This window comes from Rhizobium tumorigenes (genome assembly GCF_003240565.2).
Classification (GTDB): domain Bacteria; phylum Pseudomonadota; class Alphaproteobacteria; order Rhizobiales; family Rhizobiaceae; genus Rhizobium; species Rhizobium tumorigenes.
The window spans coordinates 3,087,854-3,108,301 of the sequence record NZ_CP117255.1; the positions used below are offsets into that span (position 1 = coordinate 3,087,854).

The 20,448-nt window shown below is 60.5% G+C and carries 15 protein-coding genes; 5 read left to right on the top strand and 10 right to left on the bottom strand.

From position 1 onward, the window contains the following. The first annotated feature begins 12 nt into the window (after positions 1 to 12). Positions 13 to 791, top strand: a protein-coding gene (locus PR017_RS15115; protein ID WP_425070025.1) for an IS5 family transposase whose coding sequence is annotated in 2 segments (ribosomal slippage) — positions 13 to 355 and positions 355 to 791 — 780 coding nt in all. Because the reading frame shifts where the segments join, the coding sequence is not laid out codon by codon here. On the opposite strand, the gene uxuA is transcribed toward PR017_RS15115, so the two are convergent. Further along, a complete protein-coding gene (gene uxuA, locus PR017_RS15120; protein ID WP_111222043.1) occupies positions 788 to 1,984 on the bottom strand; it encodes a mannonate dehydratase in 1,197 nt (398 codons plus the stop codon). The two genes, PR017_RS15115 and uxuA, sit on opposite strands and share 4 nt — an antisense overlap. A 124-nt stretch (positions 1,985 to 2,108) precedes the next feature. On the opposite strand from uxuA, the gene PR017_RS15125 reads away from it, so the two are divergent. The 4 genes from PR017_RS15125 (at position 2,109) to PR017_RS15140 (ending at position 5,098) form a co-directional block, all read left to right on the top strand. After that, positions 2,109 to 2,840 (top strand): FadR/GntR family transcriptional regulator, encoded by a 732-nt coding sequence (locus PR017_RS15125; RefSeq protein ID WP_111222044.1) that lies wholly within the window; start codon positions 2,109 to 2,111, stop codon positions 2,838 to 2,840. Then, a complete protein-coding gene (locus PR017_RS15130; RefSeq protein ID WP_111222045.1) occupies positions 2,840 to 3,625 on the top strand; it encodes an SDR family NAD(P)-dependent oxidoreductase in 786 nt (261 codons plus the stop codon). Before PR017_RS15125 ends, PR017_RS15130 begins: the two co-directional genes overlap by 1 nt. Positions 3,626 to 3,661: 36 nt before the next feature. Next, a complete protein-coding gene (locus PR017_RS15135; RefSeq protein ID WP_111222172.1) occupies positions 3,662 to 4,348 on the top strand; it encodes a D-lyxose/D-mannose family sugar isomerase in 687 nt (228 codons plus the stop codon). 72 nt (positions 4,349 to 4,420) lie between these two features. Next, on the top strand, positions 4,421 to 5,098 hold the full coding sequence (locus PR017_RS15140; RefSeq protein ID WP_111222046.1) for a GNAT family N-acetyltransferase: 678 nt from the start codon (positions 4,421 to 4,423) through the stop codon (positions 5,096 to 5,098). Between the two features lie 5 nt (positions 5,099 to 5,103). Here the strand turns inward: PR017_RS15140 and PR017_RS15145 are convergent, their stop codons facing one another. From PR017_RS15145 to PR017_RS15185, 9 genes are all read right to left on the bottom strand, one after another. Continuing rightward, entirely contained in the window at positions 5,104 to 6,315 is a 1,212-nt protein-coding gene (locus PR017_RS15145; RefSeq protein ID WP_111222047.1) for an OpgC family protein, read from the bottom strand. 97 nt (positions 6,316 to 6,412) lie between these two features. Further along, positions 6,413 to 14,914 carry a glycoside hydrolase family 94 protein gene (locus PR017_RS15150; RefSeq protein WP_111222048.1) on the bottom strand — a complete coding sequence of 2,834 codons (8,502 nt, stop codon included), beginning with the start codon at positions 14,912 to 14,914 and terminating at the stop codon, positions 6,413 to 6,415. 405 nt (positions 14,915 to 15,319) lie between these two features. Continuing rightward, positions 15,320 to 16,018, bottom strand: coding sequence for a helix-turn-helix domain-containing protein (locus PR017_RS15155; protein ID WP_206423221.1), 699 nt, complete (start codon positions 16,016 to 16,018; stop codon positions 15,320 to 15,322). 190 nt (positions 16,019 to 16,208) lie between these two features. Beyond that, the gene (locus PR017_RS15160) at positions 16,209 to 16,391 is read right to left on the bottom strand and encodes a hypothetical protein (protein WP_111222049.1); all 183 of its coding nucleotides are present in this window, start codon (positions 16,389 to 16,391) and stop codon (positions 16,209 to 16,211) included. Positions 16,392 to 16,528: 137 nt separating this feature from the next. Next, positions 16,529 to 16,714, bottom strand: coding sequence for a hypothetical protein (locus PR017_RS15165; protein WP_111222050.1), 186 nt, complete (start codon positions 16,712 to 16,714; stop codon positions 16,529 to 16,531). Between the two features lie 151 nt (positions 16,715 to 16,865). Continuing rightward, positions 16,866 to 17,615, bottom strand: coding sequence for an ABC transporter ATP-binding protein (locus tag PR017_RS15170; protein WP_111222051.1), 750 nt, complete (start codon positions 17,613 to 17,615; stop codon positions 16,866 to 16,868). Continuing rightward, positions 17,612 to 18,442: an ABC transporter ATP-binding protein gene (locus PR017_RS15175; protein WP_111222052.1), complete on the bottom strand. Its 831-nt coding sequence runs from the start codon at positions 18,440 to 18,442 to the stop codon at positions 17,612 to 17,614. The genes PR017_RS15170 and PR017_RS15175 overlap by 4 nt, the downstream gene beginning before the upstream one ends. Then, positions 18,439 to 19,374: an ABC transporter permease gene (locus PR017_RS15180; RefSeq protein ID WP_111222053.1), complete on the bottom strand. Its 936-nt coding sequence runs from the start codon at positions 19,372 to 19,374 to the stop codon at positions 18,439 to 18,441. The genes PR017_RS15175 and PR017_RS15180 overlap by 4 nt, the downstream gene beginning before the upstream one ends. Continuing rightward, on the bottom strand, positions 19,371 to 20,438 hold the full coding sequence (locus PR017_RS15185) for an ABC transporter permease (RefSeq protein ID WP_425070001.1): 1,068 nt from the start codon (positions 20,436 to 20,438) through the stop codon (positions 19,371 to 19,373). The genes PR017_RS15180 and PR017_RS15185 overlap by 4 nt, the downstream gene beginning before the upstream one ends. Positions 20,439 to 20,448: the final 10 nt, after the last annotated feature.

Below are 20,448 nucleotides of genomic sequence, written 5' to 3' on the forward strand. Positions count from 1 at the left end.
CCTTGAAAGGAGATTGCCATGCGCCGTCATGAATTGAGCGACGAAGAATGGGCTATCATTGCACCTCTTTTGCCGAACAATAGCCGTGGAATTGAACGTGTCGATGACCGCCGGGTGATCAACGGCATCCTGTGGCGTTTCAGGACTGGTTCGTCTTGGCGAGATGTGCCGGAGCGTTATGGCCCGCGCACGACGCTTTACAATCGGTTCTCCCGATGGCGCAAGGCGGGCGTCTGGGATCGTCTTCTGGACGCCGTTTCAAAGCGTTACGATGGAGACATCGTGATGATCGACAGTTCTTGTGTTCGCGTTCACCAGCATGGTGCCAACGCTAAAAAGGGGGATCTGCCGATCCTTGCATGGGACGTTCGCGCGGCGGCCTGACGACAAAGATCCACGCTCTTGTCGATGCAGATGGCAGACCGGTTCGGCTTGAACTCACCGCCGGCCAAGCCGCCGATGCACCGATGGCTGAAAAGCTGTTGAGCGACCTGCGGCCCGGCGCGACGATCCTCGCCGACAAGGCATATGACACCGACGCAATTCGTAACTTTGCCAAGCAACGCAAGTGCTGGGCGAATATCCCTGCAAAGGCCAATCGAAAGCAGACATTCAGCTTCAACCGCTGGGTCTACCGTCAGCGCAATCTCGTGGAACGGTTCTTCAACCGTATCAAGCAGATGCGAGGCCTCGCGACGCGATACGACCGGCGCGCTGATAATTACATGGCCGCCCTCAAGCTTGTCGCGACGAGGATATGGATCGCCTCAACTAATGAGTCCGTGGCCTAGGCCACGGGAGACGGTGCGCCTTGCAATTGGTCGACCGCTGCAATCACGCCCCGAAGCTCCGCCAGTCCCTTCAGCCGACCGATGCAGGAATAGCCGGGATTGACGGTTTTCTCCTGGTCGTCGATCAGCAGATGGCCATGGTCGGGACGCATTGGAATGACGCAGTCGCTGCGGCCGGTGGCCAGACGCCGACGCTCCTCGCCGCGCAGCACGGAAATCAGCGACACCATGTTGACGTCGCCGCCGAGATGTTCGGATTCGACGAAGGACCCGTCCGCTTCCTTGCTGACGTTTCGCAAGTGGGCGAAATGAATATGCTCGGCGAAACGGGATGCGAGGCCGACCACATCGTTGCCGGCGCGCGAGCCGTAGGAGCCGGCGCATAGCGTGATGCCGTTTGCGGGTTCATCGACGGCATCGAGAAGGGTCTGGATATCCTCGGTCTGCGAGACGACGCGCGGCAGCCCGAACAGTGAAAACGGCGGATCGTCGGGATGGATCGCGAGCCTGACGCCATTTTCCGCCGCGACCGGCACCACCTCCCGCAGGAACTCGACCAGATTGGCGCGCATGTCACCCGAGGAAAGGTCGTCATAGGACGCGATCTGGCCGCGAATGGTTTCGCGGGTGTGGCTGTCCTCCCCACCCGGCAGACCGGCAATGATGTTCTTCTCGAGCGTCAGGATGTCAGTATCCGTCATCGCCTGGTGACGGAGGCGGGCAGCCTCGATGATATCGACCGCATAGCTGTCTTCTGCCCCGCGCCGCCTCAGCACGAACAGATCGTAAGCGGCAAAATCCACCATGTCGAAGCGTAGCGCAAAGCCGCCCGCTTCAGTCGGAAAGAGCAGGTTCGTGCGCGTCCAGTCGACGACCGGCATGAAATTGTAGCAGACAACGGGAACGCCGCCCTTGCCGAGATTGGCCAGGCTCTCTTTCCAGGCATCGACATAACGTCGCCAGTTCTGATTGCGCAGCTTGATGGCGGAGTTAACCGGAATGGATTCGCAGACCGACCAGACCATCCCGGCCTTTTTCACCAGCGCCATCCGCTCCGCGATATCGTCCGGCGTCCAGACGCGACCGTCATAGATGTGGTGCAAGGCCGTCACGACGCCGTGGGCGCCCGCCTGCCGTGCGTGAGATAGGCTCACGGGATCTTCCGGCCCGAACCAGCGCCAACTTTCCAGCATGTCGTCCTCCGCGTAATGTTGGGCAATTAAAGCAAGAATATTTCAAATGACAAGTCGAGATCGCATATTGCGACTTTAAGCCCAACATAATAATCTTGTTAACGGCGAGGAGTGAGGGACAAGCATGGAGGACGGCAGCAGGGCTTCGGCCGTCGACGACGTGGTCCGCCAGATCCGCGAGATGATCCGCGAGCGCGGCATGGGCGTCGGCGACATCTTGCCGGGAGAAGCGGAACTGGCCGTGCAGTTCGCCTCCAGCCGCAATACCGTGCGCGAAGCATTCCGGACGCTGAAAGCCTATGGCGTCGCCGAATCGCGACAGAAGATCGGCGCCGTTCTCACCGACCAACACCAGCACGCCATGCAGCGGCTGTTCGCATTCGCGATGGATGTGTCAGTCGATGCCTTTCGCGATATCCAGGGCTATCGCCGGCTGACCGAAATGAACCTGTTCGACCCGCTCATGCAACGCCTGACGCCCGGAATGCTGGATGAAATGGACGCGCTCAACCAGACCATCCTTACATCCGAAAACGCCGAGCAGGCCTCCGAGCGCGATTTCCAGTTTCACACCCTGTTGGTCGATGCCGCCGGCAACCGAACGCTGTCGGAAACCTACGGCATGTTGCGACCGGTCATCCAGCGCCTGATGATGGCCGGCAAATCGCAACGGCTGACGCTGGAAGCCGTCGTCAGCGAGCATGCGGACATTGTTGCCGCCCTGCGCCATCGCAACCGTATCGCCTTTTCCTACCATATGGACCGGCATCTCGACGCCGGTCTCCAATTCATTCCCGAGGCGCCGCGAGCGACGCCGACCGCCAATCGCAGCATGCCGCGTAAAGGACGCCGATAATGCCAGAATTTACTAACAAGGTAGCGCTGGTCACAGGAACCACCGGCATTGGCCGCGCCGTGGCGCTGCATCTCGCCCGCGAGGGGGCAGCGGTCGCAACCATCGGGATCGACGCGGCGGCAAATACGGAACTGCAAGGCTTGGCAGACGCCGAAAAGCTGCGGCTCATCGTCCTCACCGCAGATGCCTCCATCCCGGAAATGGTAAGCACCGCCGTGACGGAAACGGTATCCCGCTTCGGCGGCCTCGATATCATCGTCAACGCGGCAGCCGTTCACCCCTATGGCGATGCGACGGAGACATCCTTCGAGACCTTCATGCGCTGCATGGCGGTGAATGTCGGCTCGATCCACCTCACCGCGCAGTTTGGCGTGCCGGAGATGCGCAAACGCGGCGGCGGGGTGATTGTAAACCTGTCCAGCGTCCAGGGTCACGCCTGTCAACAGGGTGTCTCCGCCTATGTGGCGTCCAAGGGTGCAATCCACGCGATGACACGCGCCATGGCACTGGATTTTGCCGCTGACCGGATCCGCGTCGTCTCGATCAGTCCGGGGTCGGTGCGAACGCCTATTCTCGAACTCGCAGCCCGGACGTTCGGCGGGCCGGATGCCGATATCGACGATGCGTTCCGTCGCTTCGGCGAAGCCCATCCCCTCGGTCGTATCGGCGAACCGGAGGAGGTGGCAGCCTTGGCGGCCTTCCTCGCCTCCGACAAGGCGGCGTTCATCACCGGCTCCGACCACCGCATCGACGGCGGCCTGACGGCCGGCATCGGCGTCAAGTAATCACCACGCAGGCGGAGACACACCATGACAGCATCGATGAAACGCAGCGAAATAAACAGGATCATCCGCGATGCCGAGGCCTTCATGCGCTCGTTCGGCTACATCCTGCCGCCTTTTGCCAAGTGGTCACCGAGCGAGATGCAGGCGCGCAAGGCCGAGATCAGCAATATCGTCGATGCGAACCTCGGTTGGGATATCACCGACTTCGGGCTCGGGGATTTCTCCAGATCCGGTCTCTTCCTGTTCACCGCCCGCAATGGCAGGTTTGCAGATCTGCAAAAGGGACGCGGGATGCTCTATGCCGAGAAGGCGATGATTTCCCGCAACGGCCAGGTGACACCGAGCCACACCCATGTGCTGAAAGCCGAGGACATCATCAATCGTGGCGGCGGCACGCTGGTCATCGAACTGTTCGGCGATACCGACGGCCGCTGCGACCGCACCAAAGGCACGCAGGTTTTCTGCGACGGCCTGTTGCGCAGGCTTACGCCCGGCGAAAAGCTGAGGCTTGCGCCCGGCGAGAGCGTGACGCTGATGCCTGGCGACTGGCATGCCTTCTGGGCAGAAGACGGCGATGTGTTCGTCGCCGAAGTCTCGACTGTCAACGACGATGCCACGGACAACATCTTCGACGATCCCGCCGTGTCGCGCTTTTCCGGGATAGAAGAGGACGAGGCGCCGCTCCATCTGCTTGTTTCGGACTATGCGACCTGGCTGCGCTGAACGACGAAATTGATTTCTACGATGGCTGACGCTATCGGTCGTTGAAGTCTAAGCTTAGGATGGAGGCGCTACATGTCCGAGAATTTACAAAACTGGCAGCCGCGCCCGCGTCCGGAGCGCAAGATCCTCCAGGGCCGCTACGTCCGCCTGGAACCCCTGAATGCCGTGCAGCATGGCGACGGGCTGTACGAGGCCTCCGCAGTATCAGACATCGATAGTCGATTTGCATGGTTACCGGATTATCCTCCAGAAAACCGGGCGGCCTTCCAGCCATGGCTCGACAATGCCGAAACAAGCAATGATCCACTCTTTTTCACATTAATCGACGAGGCAAGCGGCAAGGTCGCAGGGCGCCAGGCTCTGATGCGGATCGAACCGGCACCCGGTGTGATCGAGATCGGCAATATCTACTGGGGGCCACTCGTTTCCCGCAAGCCGGCAGCCACCGAGGCGTTCTTCCTTTTTGCCAGCTACATCTTCGACGAACTCGGCTACCGCCGCTACGAGTGGAAGTGCAACAACCGCAACGATCCGTCAAAGCGGGCCGCAGAGCGATTTGGCTTCCAGTTCGAGGGCATTTTTCGCCAGCATCTCGTGGTGAAGGGCGAAAACAGAGACACGGCTTGGTTTTCGATCATCGACAAGGAATGGCCGGCATTGCGAGAAGCCTACATAGCCTGGCTCGATCCGGACAATTTCGACGCGGATGGAAGGCAAAAACGCCGGCTCGAGGAGTTTCGCGCCGGCTGATTTTATCAACGCGGATCGCGTCGCGCGGGAAGAGCCATTGCCGCGGCGGGCGATATGCCCCTTGACCGGTTACGCTCCGCGATACGCTTGGTCTCCAGGTGGTCTGCATAATAGAACTGCACAACGATGCCGAACACCACGAACAGCGGGCCGACAACATGGTCGTTGTTGGTAACGTAGAGCAGTACCTGACCTGTCATTGCCAGGATGGTGCCGGCAGCAAAGATATTCAGTGAGTGGCGACCAAGCACCGTCAGCGGATTGTCCGCTGACAACCGCAGCCAACGCGAGATCGCGGGAATGTTAATCACCAGATAGGCCAGGGCCAGCACGTGAAGAAGACGCGGCAGCGACAGGAACGTCTTGTCGAATCCGATGATGACCGGTGGCAGCCCAGTGGAGGCCAGGAATTCGCCCAAGACCCAGAGCTTGAAGGCTACCCAGACAAAAGAAAGCGCGACGTAAGCGGCGGCGAGTGCAAACAGCGCCGGGTTCTGCGGCAGCGTTCCGCCTCGACGAACATGCATCATGCAGACGATGCCTATGACAAACAGGAACTGCCATGACAACGGGTTAAGGAACCAGAAGCCCGGAAGCAGGAAATTGTGGGGAGCAATCTGATAGACACCGGCGGCCATCCATACCGTAGCCGAGACCATGAGAAGCAGCTTCGGACTGAGCGCCTCCAGCCAGAGGATCGCAGGTACCATCAGCAGCAAAGCGCCATACATCGGCAGTATGTTGTTATATCCGATCTGGTGACCCAATAGCAAAAGCGATGGAATACCTGCGGTGAGGTTGGTCAGCACAGGCAGGATGTTGATCTCGCAGAGAAGACCTGGGCGGCTGAAGAGCCAGGCTCCGGTGATGAACAGGCCGATCGTCATGAACGTTGTGATCATGTGAGCCAAATACAGCGTGCCGGCGCGCCGGACGGCCTTGTAGGAAGCCGCCAGCCTGTTACCCACGACGAAGCGCCCGCCGTAGGCGAGCGCTATGGAGATACCCGAAATCAGAACAAAAGCCTCGGCCGAATCGGAGAAACCAAAATTCTTGGTTGTCAGGTTCTCGAAGATCTGACCCGGTACGTGGTTGATGAAGATTGCGATCAACGCCAGTGCTCGCAGCACGTCGAGCCTTGTATCGCGCCCTGCGGCGCCCGCAACCGGGCCTGTTTTTCCCGTCGCCAACGGATTTGTCCTGAGATTGGGAGCCATCAGGTTCTCTCCTGTTCGGGCTTGAAACGCGAAGGCGGCCTAAGGGTTCCCCCTTTTGGCCGCCTGCGTCAATTCGAGTCGGTTCAAAAAAGAGTGACTATTGGCCGATCGCGAATCCTTCGTCGGGATTGGCGATCTCCTTACCGTTGATAGTGACAAGGTAGCCTGCCGCATTGGACAGTTTTGAGACCGAAATGCGATATTCTGTGTCTGAAAGATCAAGTTCAGCCGTAAAGCCGTCCCATGCCGAGGGTAAGGCGGGCTTCACGTAAAGGTGACCATTGGCGACACGGATCCCCAGCAAACCTTCGATGGCGACACGGTACATCCAGCCCGCAGAGCCGGTGTACCAGCTCCAGCCGCCACGTCCGGCCAGCTGTCCTTCGCCGTAGATATCGGCAGCAACCACGTAGGGTTCGACCCGGTATTGGTCGCTCGCAGCTTTGTCCAGAGCGTGGTTGACGGGATTGAGCAGGTTGAAGCAACGCCACGCATCGTCACCACGACCCATTTCAGCCAGCGCCAGTACAACCCAGGTCGCGGCATGGGTATACTGCCCACCATTTTCGCGAACTCCCGGCGGATAGGACCTGATGTAGCCGGGATCGCGCGGCGACTTGGCGAATGCCGGTGTAAACAGCCGGATAATGCCCTTGTCGTCATCCACCAGCCGCTCGAGAACGGCATCCATGGCTTTTTCACCACGAGCCCGGTCGCCTTCGCCTGACAGAATGTTCCAGGATTGGGCAATCGAATCGATCTGGCATTCGAAGTTCTCGTTCGAACCGAGCGGTGTGCCGTCATCGAAATAGCCACGACGATAGTAACCGCCATCCCAGCCTGCCGTTTCCAACGCCTTCTTCAGTTCCCTCAGATGGGCCGACCAGCGTGCAACGCGCTCGCTGTCGCCACGGGCTTCTGCATAAGGGATGAAGGATGTCAGCGTACCCGCCAGGAACCAGCCAAGCCATGTGCTTTCACCACGGCCGAGCATGCCGACGCGGTTCATGCCGTCGTTCCAGTCGCCCCCGAGGATCAGCGGCAAGCCGTTTCCGCCCTTGCGACGGATAGCAAGGTCGAGGGCCAGCGCTGCATGTTCGTAGAGGCTGACCTTGTCCGAAGAAATCTCCGGCTTGTAGAAGGCATCATGCATCCCCGATGTCAGGGAAGCGCCTTCGACGAAGGCAAGTTCCTCGTCGAGCAGTGCGCGGTCACCGGTCACGGTGCAGTACTGGTTGATGGCGTAGGCGAGCCATACCACGTCGTCCGAGATATGGGTCCGGACGCCGGCGCCTGTTCCCGGCAGCCACCAATGCTGGACATCGCCTTCGTGGAACTGGCGCGAGGCAGCATTAAGGATCTGCTTGCGGGCAAGCTCCGGCGAGTGCGTCAGGAACGCCAGCGTATCCTGCAACTGGTCACGGAAGCCGAAGGCGCCGCTCGCCTGATAGAAGGCGGTGCGTGCCATGATGCGGCAACCGAGGCTCTGATAGGGGAGCCAGGCATTGACCATGTTGTTCATCGCCTTGTCGGGCGTTGAGATCTGCAGCCGACCTGTGAAGCCGTTCCAGAAAGTCTTGCTGGCCTCGAGCAGGTCGTCGAAGCTCTCCGACCGGATTGCCGACACGAGAGCGCGAGCCTCTTCAGTGGACGCAGTATCGCCCATGTAGAAGCAGATATCCCGCTGTTCGCCAGCCTCCAGCGTCACGTCGATGGCCATCGCGGCGCACGGGTCGCCCTCAAGATCGAGTGAGCCGGAGAGAACCGCACCAGAGACGACCGCCTGCGGCAGTTGGATAGAACCGGCCCGACCGATGAACTCACGGCGGCTGGAAGAGATGCTACCGGCAGTTTCGCTGGCCGCCATGAAGGCGACATGGCGCGAATAGTCGATGCTGTAGGGGTTGCTCGCAAACAGCGCTCCGGTCTCGGCATCCTGCGACGACAGGATGAAGGGCCCTGTCTTGCGCGGATTGTTGCCGAGAACCCATTCTGCATAATTGTAGAGACGCAGACGGCGGACCGCCGTGCCCTCGTTGCGCAGACGCAGGCGTGTCATCTTTACAGGACGTGTCCGGTCAACCGTCTGGGTGACCTCGAGCGAGATTTCGTCCTGCACGCTGGTGAAGACCGAATAGCCTAGGCCGTGACGGGCTTCGAACGTGATGGATGGACGGCGCGACAGGGCGGCATAGGGCGTCATGACAGCACCGCTGACTAGATCGGCAACATAGAGTGCCTCGCCCGGACGATTGATGACCATGTCGTTGGACCATGAGGTCAGCTGGTAGTCACGGGAATTCGCGCTCCATGTGAAAGCAGCACCCTCAGCTGCAACATGGAAGCCGAAATTTTCGTTGGATATGACGTTGATCCACGGCTGCGGCGTCGATTGGCCGCCGAACAGGCGCACGACATATTCGCGGCCGTCGCTGGAGAAGCCGCCATAGCCGTTCCAGAAGTCCAGGTCACCCTTGTCTACCATCGAAGCCGGCGCCGAATCCGGCTGTGTCGCGGTGGCAACTACAGCGGTACGCCGCATTTCGGGTTCGCCGGTATGCGCTGATGTCGCAAGCGAGGGCGCACGGGTGATCTGGTCGACGATCGTACCGTTGCGGGCATGGAAGACGACGCGCGATGCCGCCAGCACTGCCTGGTAGGTTTCAGGCTCCATCAGGTCCTTGCGCGCTGCAAAGATATGCGGCCGCAGGCCCTCGCCCTGGCTCGAATGGCGGACGGATTCGCAAAGCGCATCCAGATCATGCTGCATGTCCTGCGCATAGGACGCAGCCCGCTCGTTCATGATCACCAGATCGGCGGTGATGCCGCGCGAACGCAGATATTCCTGGGCGCTCAGCGCTTCCTTGGCGATTTCGAGATCGATATCGTCGTTGATGCGCAGCGTAAAGATCGGGTGATCACCGGAGATCGCCAGCGGCCACAGCGCCGACTGCGGCTGCAGCCCTGCGTGGACCACGGCTGCTTCAGCCCTCAGGTGCATATCCGGGTAAACCAGATAACGGGCCAAGTGCTGGAATATCTTCGCATGTTGCGAAGTCACGCCGATCTGGCGCATCTGAACCTGTGTCCGGGTCCAGGCATGAACCATTTCCTGACCGAATGCATCGGGATTGCGGAAGCGCTCGACAGCCCTGTCGATATCTTCGCGGTTCGGGGCAGCGATCGTCCAGAAGATGACGCTGACCTTCTTGCCGGCCGGAACGCGGATGACACGGCGCAGCGAAAGGCAGGCGTCGAGCGTAAATCCATCGGTGCCGGAGAGGCTTGTGCCCGGATCGAAGGCGGCAGCTTCGCCGAGGCTGCGGCCGCGTCCTATGAAGCGACGGCGATCGGTTTCAAATTCAGTTGGTCGTTCCGAGCCGGCATTGTCGACGACCATGTGGGCCATCGTCATGTCCGGTTCGTTCGGATCGCGCTTGTTACGCTCGACACGGATGACGTCGCCAAGTTCGCCGATTTCGGTCTTGACGAACATCCGCGCAAAGACCGGATGGGCTGCGTCGACATCCTCGTTGGCGATGACGGGCTCGAGATAGGACGTCACTTCGATGAAGCGGTCCTCGGAGCCGGCATTGTGCAGCGTGACGCGTCGACCTTCGGCATCGTGGTCGGTGGCTATAATGCACTCGACGTCGGAGGTCAGGTCGCCAACCGTCTTGCTGTACTCTGCCTTGTCGTCGCTGAAGATGACGCTGGCCTTCTCGCCCTCGATGCTGCGCGGCTCAGATGTCGCCGACCACCACTGGTGGGAGACCGTATCGCGCAGGAAGATGAAAGTGCCCCAGCGATCCTCCGTCGGATCGGGCTTCCAGCGCGAAACGGCAAGACCGTTCCAGCGCGAGTAGCCTGAACCTGTCGCGGTCAGCATGACGGAATAGTGGCCGTTCGACAGAAGAGCAATTTCGCGGTCCTGGCGCGCAGGATTGCTGATCTTGCGGACTTCAGCCTTGAGCAGGTCTTCCTGGATGTTGGCCGGAGCATCGGTCTCGTGCTTGGCGGCCATGACAGGTATGTCGCGCGGTGCCTTTTCCTGCAGCAGCAGTTCGGCGGCCTCGATCACCGGATCGGCGTGGAACAGCTCGCGAAGCCTGCCGTTGAATGCAACGTTGGCAACGGCTGCGATCGACATGCCATGATGGTGGGCATAGTAGTTGTAGACGATCGCGAACTTCTTGCCGTCGGGGACGCGGGTTGGCGTGAAATCGACGGCATCGTGGAAGCCGTACATGCCGAGAGCGCCGACCTTGCGCAGTCGGTTGAGGTTTTCGAGCGCTGCCTCCGGATCGTACATGGCGGCCAGCAACGAGGCATAGGGCGCGATAACGGCATTCTGTCCGAGACCACGCTTCAGGCCGAGCGAGGGCACGCCGAAGTTGGTGTACTGATAGTTCATCTGATGGTCGCGGGCGTTGAAGGCCGCTTCCGAGATCCCCCACGGCACGCCGAGGCGACGGCCGTAATTCATCTGCTCGATGACGATCAGGTTGTTCGTCTGGTTGAGAATACCCCCCTGGCGCTCTTGCATGACAAGCGGCGGCATCAGGTATTCGAACATCGAGCCCGACCACGACACCAGCGCACCACGCGAGCCGACTGGCACGACCTGACGGCCGAGACGATACCAGTGCTCCGTCGGCAGATCGCCCTTGGCGATGGCAAAGAGGCTGGTAAGGCGGGCTTCAGAAGCCAGCAGATCGTAGCAGGCAGCATCGAGCTCGCCGCTTTCGACGCGATAACCGATCGACAGCAGGCGTCGTTCCGGCCGGAACAGGAAGGCGAAGTCCATCGAGAAAGCGATATCGCGGGTACGATCGCGCAGGTTGATCAGCCGCTGGCGAAGTGCCTCGACATTGGAGAGGTCGAAGACGCTGTCGGCGATGTGGCCTTCGCACACCTGGATCAGCGATTCCGACCAACGGATGACTTCAGCGCTCTGCTGGGACTTAACCTCGTGGTCGAGATTGGCCGCAAGCTTCTTGATATCGCGGGCAAGCACGGCAAGGTTGATGACGCGGATCGAGGCGAACTCGTGCTCACGCTTGACCGCAGCAAGTGCGTTCTGGAAACCGATGATGCGCTCTTCGAGACGGCGTCGCAACGGACGCACGGTCTTGCGGTCGTCGGGAAGGTCGGCAAGGATTTCCTGGAGAACACCGGAGACATCGCCGACGCCATCGAGGTTGCCCTGCATATGCGCCGACGGTGCCTCTGCCCAGATGCGGCATGCAGAGGAAACGGCAATCAGATGGCCGGCAAGGTTACCGCTGTCCACGGCCGAGACATAGCGCGGCCCGAGCGTCTTCAGCGTATCCGTATGATACCAGTTGAGCAGGTGACCGCGGTATTTTTCCATCCGATCAACGGTGGCGATCGTCTGCTCGAGACGGGTGATTGTCTCCTCGAACGACAGCCAGCCGAAATGACGGGCTGACACGACCGACAGGAGATAGACGCCGATATTGGTCGGCGACGTCCGTGGGGCGACCACGGCGTGCGGCGTCTGCTGGACGTTGTCCGGCGGCAGGAAGTTCTGCTGCTCGACGACGAAGGCTTCGAAATAGCGCCAGGTGCGGCGCGCAATCTTGCGCAACTCAGTCGACACATGCTCCGAGACATGCAGCTGGTCTTCGGTTTCCGCCGACTGGCTGACATAGTAGGCGACGGCCGGCGACAGGACCCAGAGGACGACAAAGGGGATGCCGACCAGATAGGCGTTGCTGCCGCTGAGTGCGGCAAGCCCGAGGGCGAGCACCGCCAGAACTGGCGCCTGCCACATGACCTTGTAGTGGCCAAGAATGGTCGTCTGGGCCGCAGCTTGGGCGCTTGCAGCCGTACGCCACTGCAGCATGAGCTTGCGGCTGACGAAGGTGCGGTAGATGGACCGGCCAATGGCGTCTGCCATGCCGCAGGCGGAATCCGCCAGGAACACGATACGCAACGCCACCTGGGCATTGGCATCGCGGATGTCTGTCCAGACAGTATAGAGGTGGGCGCGGGCGACGATATCGCTGGTGCGCGGGATGATGCCGTTGATAAGACCGAGCGTCGGAGCGACGAAGAGGCAGAAGATCAGCACGATCTGCCAGATCAGCGCCGAGAACGGTGCCATGAGATACCAGCCGAGCACGGACGCGAAGAACCATGCGATCGGCGTCAGCGAGCGGCGCAGGTTGTCGAACATCTTCCAGCGTCCGAGGCCGGTAATGCCGCGCGAGGGATTGAAGATGTATGGCAGCAGCTGCCAGTCGCCACGCGCCCAGCGGTGCTGACGCGAAACCTCGACCTCATAGCGGATCGGGAAGTCTTCGACGAGTTCGCAGTCGGTGACGAGCGCGCAGCGCGCCATCGAGCCTTCAAGCAGATCGTGGCTGAGAACGGAGTTCTCGTCGATCTTGCCGCGCAGGGCGTTTTCGAAGGCGTCGACGTGATAAAGGCCCTTGCCCGTAAACGTGCCTTCGCCGGCCAGATCCTGGTAGACGTCGGAAACGGTGAAGACGTAAGGGTCAAGGCCGCGATTGATCGAAAAGACGCGCTGGAAGACGGACGCGTCCTTACCTGTCGTCAGCGACGGCGTTACGCGCGGCTGGAGAACACCGTAGCCGCTGATGACGCGCTTGGTTTCCGGATCGACCACAGGCCGGTTGATCGGATGGTAGAGCTTGCCGACGAGCTTGGTCACGGTATCGCGCATCAGGCGTGTGTCGGAATCCAGCGTCATGACATACTGGATGTCCTTCGGAATGACGTTGGCGCCGGGCAGGAATGTCGTGTCGCGGTCGCCCCGCAACAGCAGGTTCAACTCGTGCAGCTTGCCGCGCTTGCGCTCCCAGCCCATCCACACATCTTCTGCAGGATTATAGAGCCGACGACGGTGCAGCAGGTAAAACCGTGTCTTGCCGTCGAAATTGTAGCGCTGCGACAGGTTGCCGATTTCGCGGCGCGCGTAATCCAGCACTTCCAGATCGGCCGGCGTCTCCTCGACCTTGTTGTCGGGCCAGTCGCTGAGCAGCGCAAAATAGATTTCTCCGCGCGGATTGGCGAGATAGTGGACCTCGAGATTGCGCACCAGTTCGTCGACGCTGTCGCGATTGGAGATCAGCGTCGGGACGACGACCAGGGTGCGGGCGTCTTCGGGGATGCCCTCCTTGAATTCGTATCCAACAAGCCGGACCGGCGTCACGAAAAGGGTGATGAGGGTGTTGAAGAGCCCCGTGGCGCCTTCGGAGGCAGGCAGCGAGAACATCAGCAGCAGGACGATCGTCTCAGCCGCACCCATGCCGGCGCGCACCATGAAGGTGCCGACAATTGCCATGGCAAGAATGGTCAGCAACACGACCGGACCGGCGATTGCAAACCAGCGAAGCCTGCGGACCTGGCGGACAAAATGCTGCACCGGCAATGGCCTGTAGCGGATCGCCTCTTCCAGCTTCATGCGCTGCGTGCCGACGAGGAAGCCGCCGACATTCGGTTCGTGAGACTGGGGCTCGGCAGACGCCTTGGCCGCAGCCGTCATGTCGATGGCAATCTGGGCGATTTCGATTTCGGTCTTGTCGGACCGGCGCGCCAGCTTTTCGATCTGCTTGCGGTACTTGTTGCGCGACCCGGCATCGAGCGCACCATAGTCTGTCTCTGTCCAGAGCAGCTTGTCGACCTGGCTGACTTCCTCGACCCAGACGGACCATTCGGTGTCATCGATTTCGCGCAGGCTGCGAATGATATGGCCCATGGTGGCATTGCCGGCGGCGAGCCGCGTGTGCTCGGCCATCATGACTTCTTCGGAGCCGGTACCGGCTGCCGCCATCCGCTGCTCGAGCCAGTCGATGGCAAGGCTCGATGTCTGCGATCCGTCGCGCAGGCGGTAGAGGAACTGCGTCGCGAAGGTATTATCCCTCGTCAGCGGTTCCAGCGATTTCAGATATTCTGCGCATTTTGCGGGCTCGGCGAGGCGGATCATTTCGTCGGCCGCCTCGTTGGCCTTGCCGCGCATGCGGCGGCTGTGCTCGACCCGGATCGAGATGCGACGCAGATTGTCGACCAGTACGTAACGCACCAGTGACGGCAGCGCCCAGAGCTCGCCGATCTTGAAGATCTCGTGCTCCTGGAAGCCATCGACGATGGCCATCAAGCCTTTGTAGGAGATCTGGCTATGGGTATGGGCGACATAGAGCCAGGCCACAGCGAGCGCGCGCGGCATAACCATGCCCTGTATGGTTATCGTCGGCAGCTGGCGATAGAATTTCTTCGGAAAATCCCGTCGAACTTCCTGGATCGCTTCTTCGACGATGTAATGATTGTCCAGAAGCCATTCCGCCGCTGGCGTGATGGACTGGCCTGCCTCGACATCCGCAGCAGCAGCGCGATAGACGCGCAGGATTTCCGTTTCGTTTTCACGATGGCGGGCGAAGAACTCGAAGGGCTTGAAATTCGGCAGAGTATCTGCGCCGTCTCGCGCGAAGGCTTCCCCGCACTCCCTCAGTTGGTCGTTGGACAGGAAGCTTGCGCGTATCGAATCGTTGAGATCGACAAGCTTGGCTTCAGGAGCGCGCGGCGAAGTAGTCGGGGAAATTTCAGCTGACATGGGGCGGTCTGGATCCAAACGGGGTAAAGAGCATTCGCCTGCAGAGCCATAGCGCGATCACCATTCTGAGTTCAAACCCCGGAGCCCACCAGGCGCCAGGTATTTGCAAATGGCAACTTTACCGCTGCATGACCAAATTCGGCGGAGATTTTCACGGACCTCATGGACCGCGGCATCACGCCGTGGTTCACCCGCTCCATGAAATCTTGGAAGCACTCAATATAAATCAAGTGAGCGCGGCGGCAAGATTACATCAAGGCGATCAAATTCATCATACATTCCCCAAATTGCACCGCGAATCTCGCCGGCTGGAAGCCAGCGTGAGACGTGCCTACTCACATAGGCCGGCAAAGATGAACTTAAACTGAACTGACGCACGAGATTGTGCAGGACGGCGGTCGGGCCTTATACACCGACCCTTTCTGGATAGGAAATAATTGACAGGAAGCGGATCGGCAGGGTGATCAGAACCTCTGGACCGTGCGGCGCGTCGGCATCGAAGAACAGGCTGTCTCCCGGCAGCATCGTATAGAGCTTGTCGCCATGGCGGTACTTCACCTCACCCTCCAGCATGTAGATGAGTTCCAGGCCGTCGTGCTGGAAGGCCGGAAAGACGTCTGAATCAGCGGTCAGGGTGATGAGGTACGGCTCGACCTGCAGACCGCTGGCACTGTTGCCGATATGGCCGAGCAGGTTGTACTGGTGCCCGGCACGCGTGCCCCGTCGCTCGATCTCCAGCCCCTCCCCTGCCTTGACGAAAACCGCGTTGCGCACCTCTTCAAACCGGCGGAAAAAGGCGGTGACGGGAACGCCCAATGCGGCGGCCAGCGACTGGAGTGTCGTCAGTGACGGCGAGGTGTTGCCGTTTTCGATCTTCGACAGCATACCGAGCGAGATGCCGGTGGCGGAAGCCAGATCGGCGCCGGTAATACCAAGGGTTTTGCGGAAAGCACGGACCTCGCGGCCAATGGCCACTTCGAGATTATTTTCCTTGGGGTCGCGCAGGGAATGCGGATCCTGCTTCAGGATCGGCTTGGCTGGGGTTGTTTTACTCGACGCTGCCGTCGCTTCGACGCTGTTGCGCGTCGCTTTGTTGTTTTCCATCCGAATATCCCATGCTGCTCGACATCCAAGCTTACTTGTTTCGCCGAATGCTTGCTATCTGGACATTCAGAATTTCTGAGCTGCAGGGGGATTTAACGACGAACGGCGGCCGATTTGGCCGCCGTATTGGATGTCTAAATCAAATCCGCATCGCGTAAGCCGCAGGATCGGGATCAGCGAGCAAACGACCTCAGGTCCCGATGCCGCACACCATGGCGGCAACGAACACGAACGCGGCCGCAAAAAGCACCACGTGCAGGACCGCCTCCCACCGGCGCCGTTTGGAGATACCGGCCGTGACCGCAAGGCGACGACGCTCGGAAGACGGGACAAGTTCGTCTACAGACGCGTTTGACAGACCAATATTTGCCATATCCTGCCTCCGTTAGAATGTTGCGCGCGAGTGTGAGCCACTGTTATCGGGGATCGACGGTCGCATTGGGAGAGATAGATTTCCGCCCTCTGCCCCGGAGTGAAAAAATTAATCTTCACGAGGGTCAAAACAGAGAACTAGCAAAGAATGCGACGAGCCCAGAGCAGGGTCCGCTCAATGGCTCCGTCGACGACTGTCGGCGCCAACTGCTGGCGCTGTATGACAGCGGTTTCCTCGTCAGCCACGGAAGCACCGGCTTCGATGCGCTTTGCCCGGACGGGCGGGTGAAGGTAACCAAGGGTCATGCCGCCCATGAAAAACATACTGCACCTCCAGACCTTGGCGATCACGAAAGTTAACCGCCGTTAACGAGATCATGACAGAAATGCGGCAGCTGTCAATAGTCTATGGCGTTGGTCGTGTTTAAACCATCTGTTAACCATAATCAAAAAATATAAAGGTAAAAACAGATACTTAAGCCCGGGCAAAACCCTTGCTGGCGATCATGAGATTGCGTGTGTACTCTTCCGAGACGCGGCCGGCAGCAAGATCGACCGAGGCGAGCCGCTCGACCACGGAGCCGTTCTGCATGACGGCAAGCCGGTCGCACATGTGGGTGACGACGCCGAGATCATGGCTCACCATCACGAAGGTCAGATTGCGATCGCGACGGATCTGCTCGAGAAGATTGAGCACCTCCGCCTGCACGGAAGCATCGAGTGCCGAGGTCGGCTCATCCAGCAGCAAAATCGACGGCTCGACGATCAGGGCCCTGGCAATCGCCACCCGCTGGCGTTGACCGCCCGAGAGCTGGTGCGGATAGCGGAAGCGAAATCCGGCACCGAGGCCGACTTCGTCGAGCGCCCGGGTAATGCGCCGTTCGCCATCGTCTATCCCATGGATCAGCAAGGGTTCGAGAAGCAGCCGGTCGATCGTCTGGCGCGGATGCAGCGACCCGTAAGGGTCCTGAAACACCATCTGCACCTCGCGGTAGAAGCTCTTGCTACGCTTTGCGCCCTTCAGGGTTTCGCCTTCGATGCGGATCGTGCCTTCGCTGACCGGTGCCAGGCCCGCGACGGCGCGCAGAAGCGTCGATTTTCCGGAGCCGGATTCGCCCACCAGCCCGAAAGACTGGCCCTTGTCGACGGAGATGCTGACGGCGTTCAGTGCGTAGTAGCCGTCATAGATGACGCTGAGATCGTTGATCGACAGGGTGGTGGTCATAGCGCCCACTCCGGCTTGCGCTCGAGCACCGGCAGCGGATGGCGATCCTCGCCGATGACGGGCATGCAGTTCAGCAGGCCCCGCGTGTAGGGATGCTGGGCATTGCGCAGTTCGGACGCCGGCAATTCCTCGACGATTTTGCCTGCATACATGACGATGACGCGATCACAGAACGAAGACACCAGCCGCAGGTCGTGCGATACGAAAATCAGCCCCATGCCGCGCTCGGATACCAGCTTGTCCATGATGCGAAGGACATCGAGCTGCACCGTGACGTCGAGCGCGGAGGTCGGTTCGTCGGCGATCAGCAATTCCGGGCCGGCAATCAGCATCATGGCGATCATCACCCGCTGCCCCATGCCGCCGGAAACCTCGTGCGGATGCAGGTCGAAAACCCGTTGCGGCTCACGGATCTGCACTGCTTCCAGCATGGCGAGCGCCCGGTCGCGGGCCTCCGCCTTGCTGACGCGCTCATGCGTTCGCAACGTTTCGCAAACCTGCTTGCCGATCGTCATGACGGGATCGAGCGAATATTTCGGGTCCTGCAGCACCATGGCGATCCGCTTGCCGCGCAGCGCACGTCGCTCTTTGGGCGAGGCTTTCAACAAGTCTATGCCGTTGAAACTCAACGTATCGGCGGTGACGATCCCGTGTGACTGGGTGAGGCCCATGATGGCGCGGCCGGTCTGCGACTTGCCGGAGCCGCTTTCGCCGACAATGCCGAGCCGCTCGCGGCCGAGGGTGAAGGAAACACCGCGCACGGCCTCGATCACACCCGTGCGGGTCGGATAGCTGACCTTCAGATTGTCGACTGTCAGCATGGTCATCGGCCGCTCTCCTGCGGATCGAGCGCATCGCGCAAACCGTCACCGAGCAGATTGAAGCCGAGACTGACGACCAGGATGGCAAAGCCAGGCATTGCCGCCACCCACCACTGGTCGAGGATGAAGCGGCGGCCGGACGCAATCATCGCGCCCCATTCAGGCAGCGGCGGTTGAGCGCCGAGACCGAGGAAGCCTAGGCCGGCTGCGGTGAGGATGATGCCAGCCATATCGAGTGTCACCCGGACGATCAGCGACGAGATGCAGAGCGGCATGACATGGCGGAAAATGATCCGCAGCGGCGAGGCGCCCATCAGCCGGACGGCTGAAATATAGTCGGAGCGCCGCACCGTCATCGTCTCGGCCCGGGCAATACGGGCATAGGGTGGCCAGGAGGTGATGGCGATGGCGATGATGGCGTTCTGGATGCCTGGGCCGAGGGCCGCGACAAAGGCGAGCGCCAGCACGAGCTTCGGAAAGGCGAGGAATATATCCGTGATGCGCATCAGCACCGCATCCAGCCAGCCGCCGACATAACCGGACACCGTACCGATCAGCAGCCCGATCGGTGCCGAAATGATAGCGACAAGCACAATCACCAGCAGTGTCAGACGCGAGCCGTGCATGATCCGCGAAAAGATATCGCGTCCCTGGTCGTCAGTGCCGAGCAGATAGCCCTGGGCGCCGGGCGGCAACAGCCGGGCATTGGCGAGATCGCCGATGACAGGCGACTTGGTGGCGATGACGTCGGCAAAGGCGGCGATGAACAACAGGGCAAGGATAATCACCAGGCCGAGCACGGCCAGATGGTTGGCGGAAAATTGGCGCCAGGTGATATAGGCGCGGCCAAGCCTCGCCTGCAGTCGCGATTGCGGCCGGTCGGAGAGCAGCCATTGGCGGCGGGTGAGTGGCGCTATTGGTGAGGTTGGACCCGTCATTGGCGTCGTGTCCTTGGGTCTAGTGTTCGGTAGAGGATATCGGACAGGAGATTGATACCGATGAACACCGTGCCGATGACGATGGTGCCGCCAAGCACGGCGTTCATGTCGGCGTTCTGCAGCGAGTTTGTGATGTAGAAGCCGATGCCCGGCCAGGAGAACACGGTTTCGGTCAGCACCGACCCCTCAAGCAGGCCGGCATAGGACAGCGCGATGACAGTCACCAGCGGGACCGCCGCGTTGCGCAGCGCATGCGCCCAGATGACCCGGGTTTCGGAGAGGCCCTTGGCCCGCACTGCGACGATATATTCCTGGCCGAGCTCGTTCAGCATGAAGCTGCGCGTCATGCGGCTGATATAGGCCAGCGAGAAATAGCCGAGCAGGGATGCCGGCAGGATGATGTGGCGGAAGACATCAGCGAAGACGTCCCATTCGCCCTGCAAGGCGGAATCGAGCAGGAACAGGCCTGTGATCGGCGTGAACGTATATTCGTAGGTGATATCGATGCGGCCGGGAAAGGCTACCCATTTTAATTTGGCGTAGAAGATCACCAGCGAAATCAGCGCCATCCAGAAGATCGGCACAGAATAACCGACGAGCCCGATGACGCGCACCAGCTGGTCGATCAGGCTGCCACGGCGCACGGCGGCCAGCACGCCGAGCGGCACGCCGATCACCGAACCGATCATCGTCCCGAGCGTCGCCAATTCGAGCGTGGCCGGAAAGGCGCGACGGATATCGGTCATGACGGGGTTCGTCGTCAGCACCGAGGTGCCGAAATCGCCGGACAGCACACCCTTCAGATAAATGTAGAACTGCTCGTAGAGCGGCAAATCGAGGCCAAGCTCACGCCGCACCCGCTCGATCACATGCGCCGGCGCCCGGTCGCCGAGGATAGCGAGAACCGGGTCGATCGGCACCACGCGGCCGATGAAGAAGGTGACGGCCAGAAGACCGAGATAGGTGGTGATGGCGATGCCGACGAAGCGTAGCACGGCCTTTACGATGGGCATGGTGCGGCCAGTCGCGGGCCGCACCTCCATCCTGCGTTCAACTGTACTCAAGGGACCAATC

Excerpts from the sequence above, each read along its gene's own strand:
- uxuA (WP_111222043.1), bottom strand. The coding sequence starts at position 1,984 with ATGCTGGAAAGTTGGCGCTGGTTCGGGCCGGAAGATCCCGTGAGCCTA.
- PR017_RS15160 (WP_111222049.1), bottom strand. The coding sequence starts at position 16,391 with ATGGCAAATATTGGTCTGTCAAACGCGTCTGTAGACGAACTTGTCCCG.
- PR017_RS15180 (WP_111222053.1), bottom strand. The coding sequence starts at position 19,374 with ATGACGGGTCCAACCTCACCAATAGCGCCACTCACCCGCCGCCAATGG.
- PR017_RS15130 (WP_111222045.1), top strand. The coding sequence starts at position 2,840 with ATGCCAGAATTTACTAACAAGGTAGCGCTGGTCACAGGAACCACCGGC.
- PR017_RS15155 (WP_206423221.1), bottom strand. The coding sequence starts at position 16,018 with ATGGAAAACAACAAAGCGACGCGCAACAGCGTCGAAGCGACGGCAGCG.
- PR017_RS15175 (WP_111222052.1), bottom strand. The coding sequence starts at position 18,442 with ATGACCATGCTGACAGTCGACAATCTGAAGGTCAGCTATCCGACCCGC.
- PR017_RS15125 (WP_111222044.1), top strand. The coding sequence starts at position 2,109 with ATGGAGGACGGCAGCAGGGCTTCGGCCGTCGACGACGTGGTCCGCCAG.
- PR017_RS15170 (WP_111222051.1), bottom strand. The coding sequence starts at position 17,615 with ATGACCACCACCCTGTCGATCAACGATCTCAGCGTCATCTATGACGGC.
- PR017_RS15150 (WP_111222048.1), bottom strand. The coding sequence starts at position 14,914 with ATGTCAGCTGAAATTTCCCCGACTACTTCGCCGCGCGCTCCTGAAGCC.
- PR017_RS15135 (WP_111222172.1), top strand. The coding sequence starts at position 3,662 with ATGAAACGCAGCGAAATAAACAGGATCATCCGCGATGCCGAGGCCTTC.
- PR017_RS15140 (WP_111222046.1), top strand. The coding sequence starts at position 4,421 with ATGTCCGAGAATTTACAAAACTGGCAGCCGCGCCCGCGTCCGGAGCGC.
- PR017_RS15165 (WP_111222050.1), bottom strand. The coding sequence starts at position 16,714 with ATGTTTTTCATGGGCGGCATGACCCTTGGTTACCTTCACCCGCCCGTC.
- PR017_RS15145 (WP_111222047.1), bottom strand. The coding sequence starts at position 6,315 with ATGGCTCCCAATCTCAGGACAAATCCGTTGGCGACGGGAAAAACAGGC.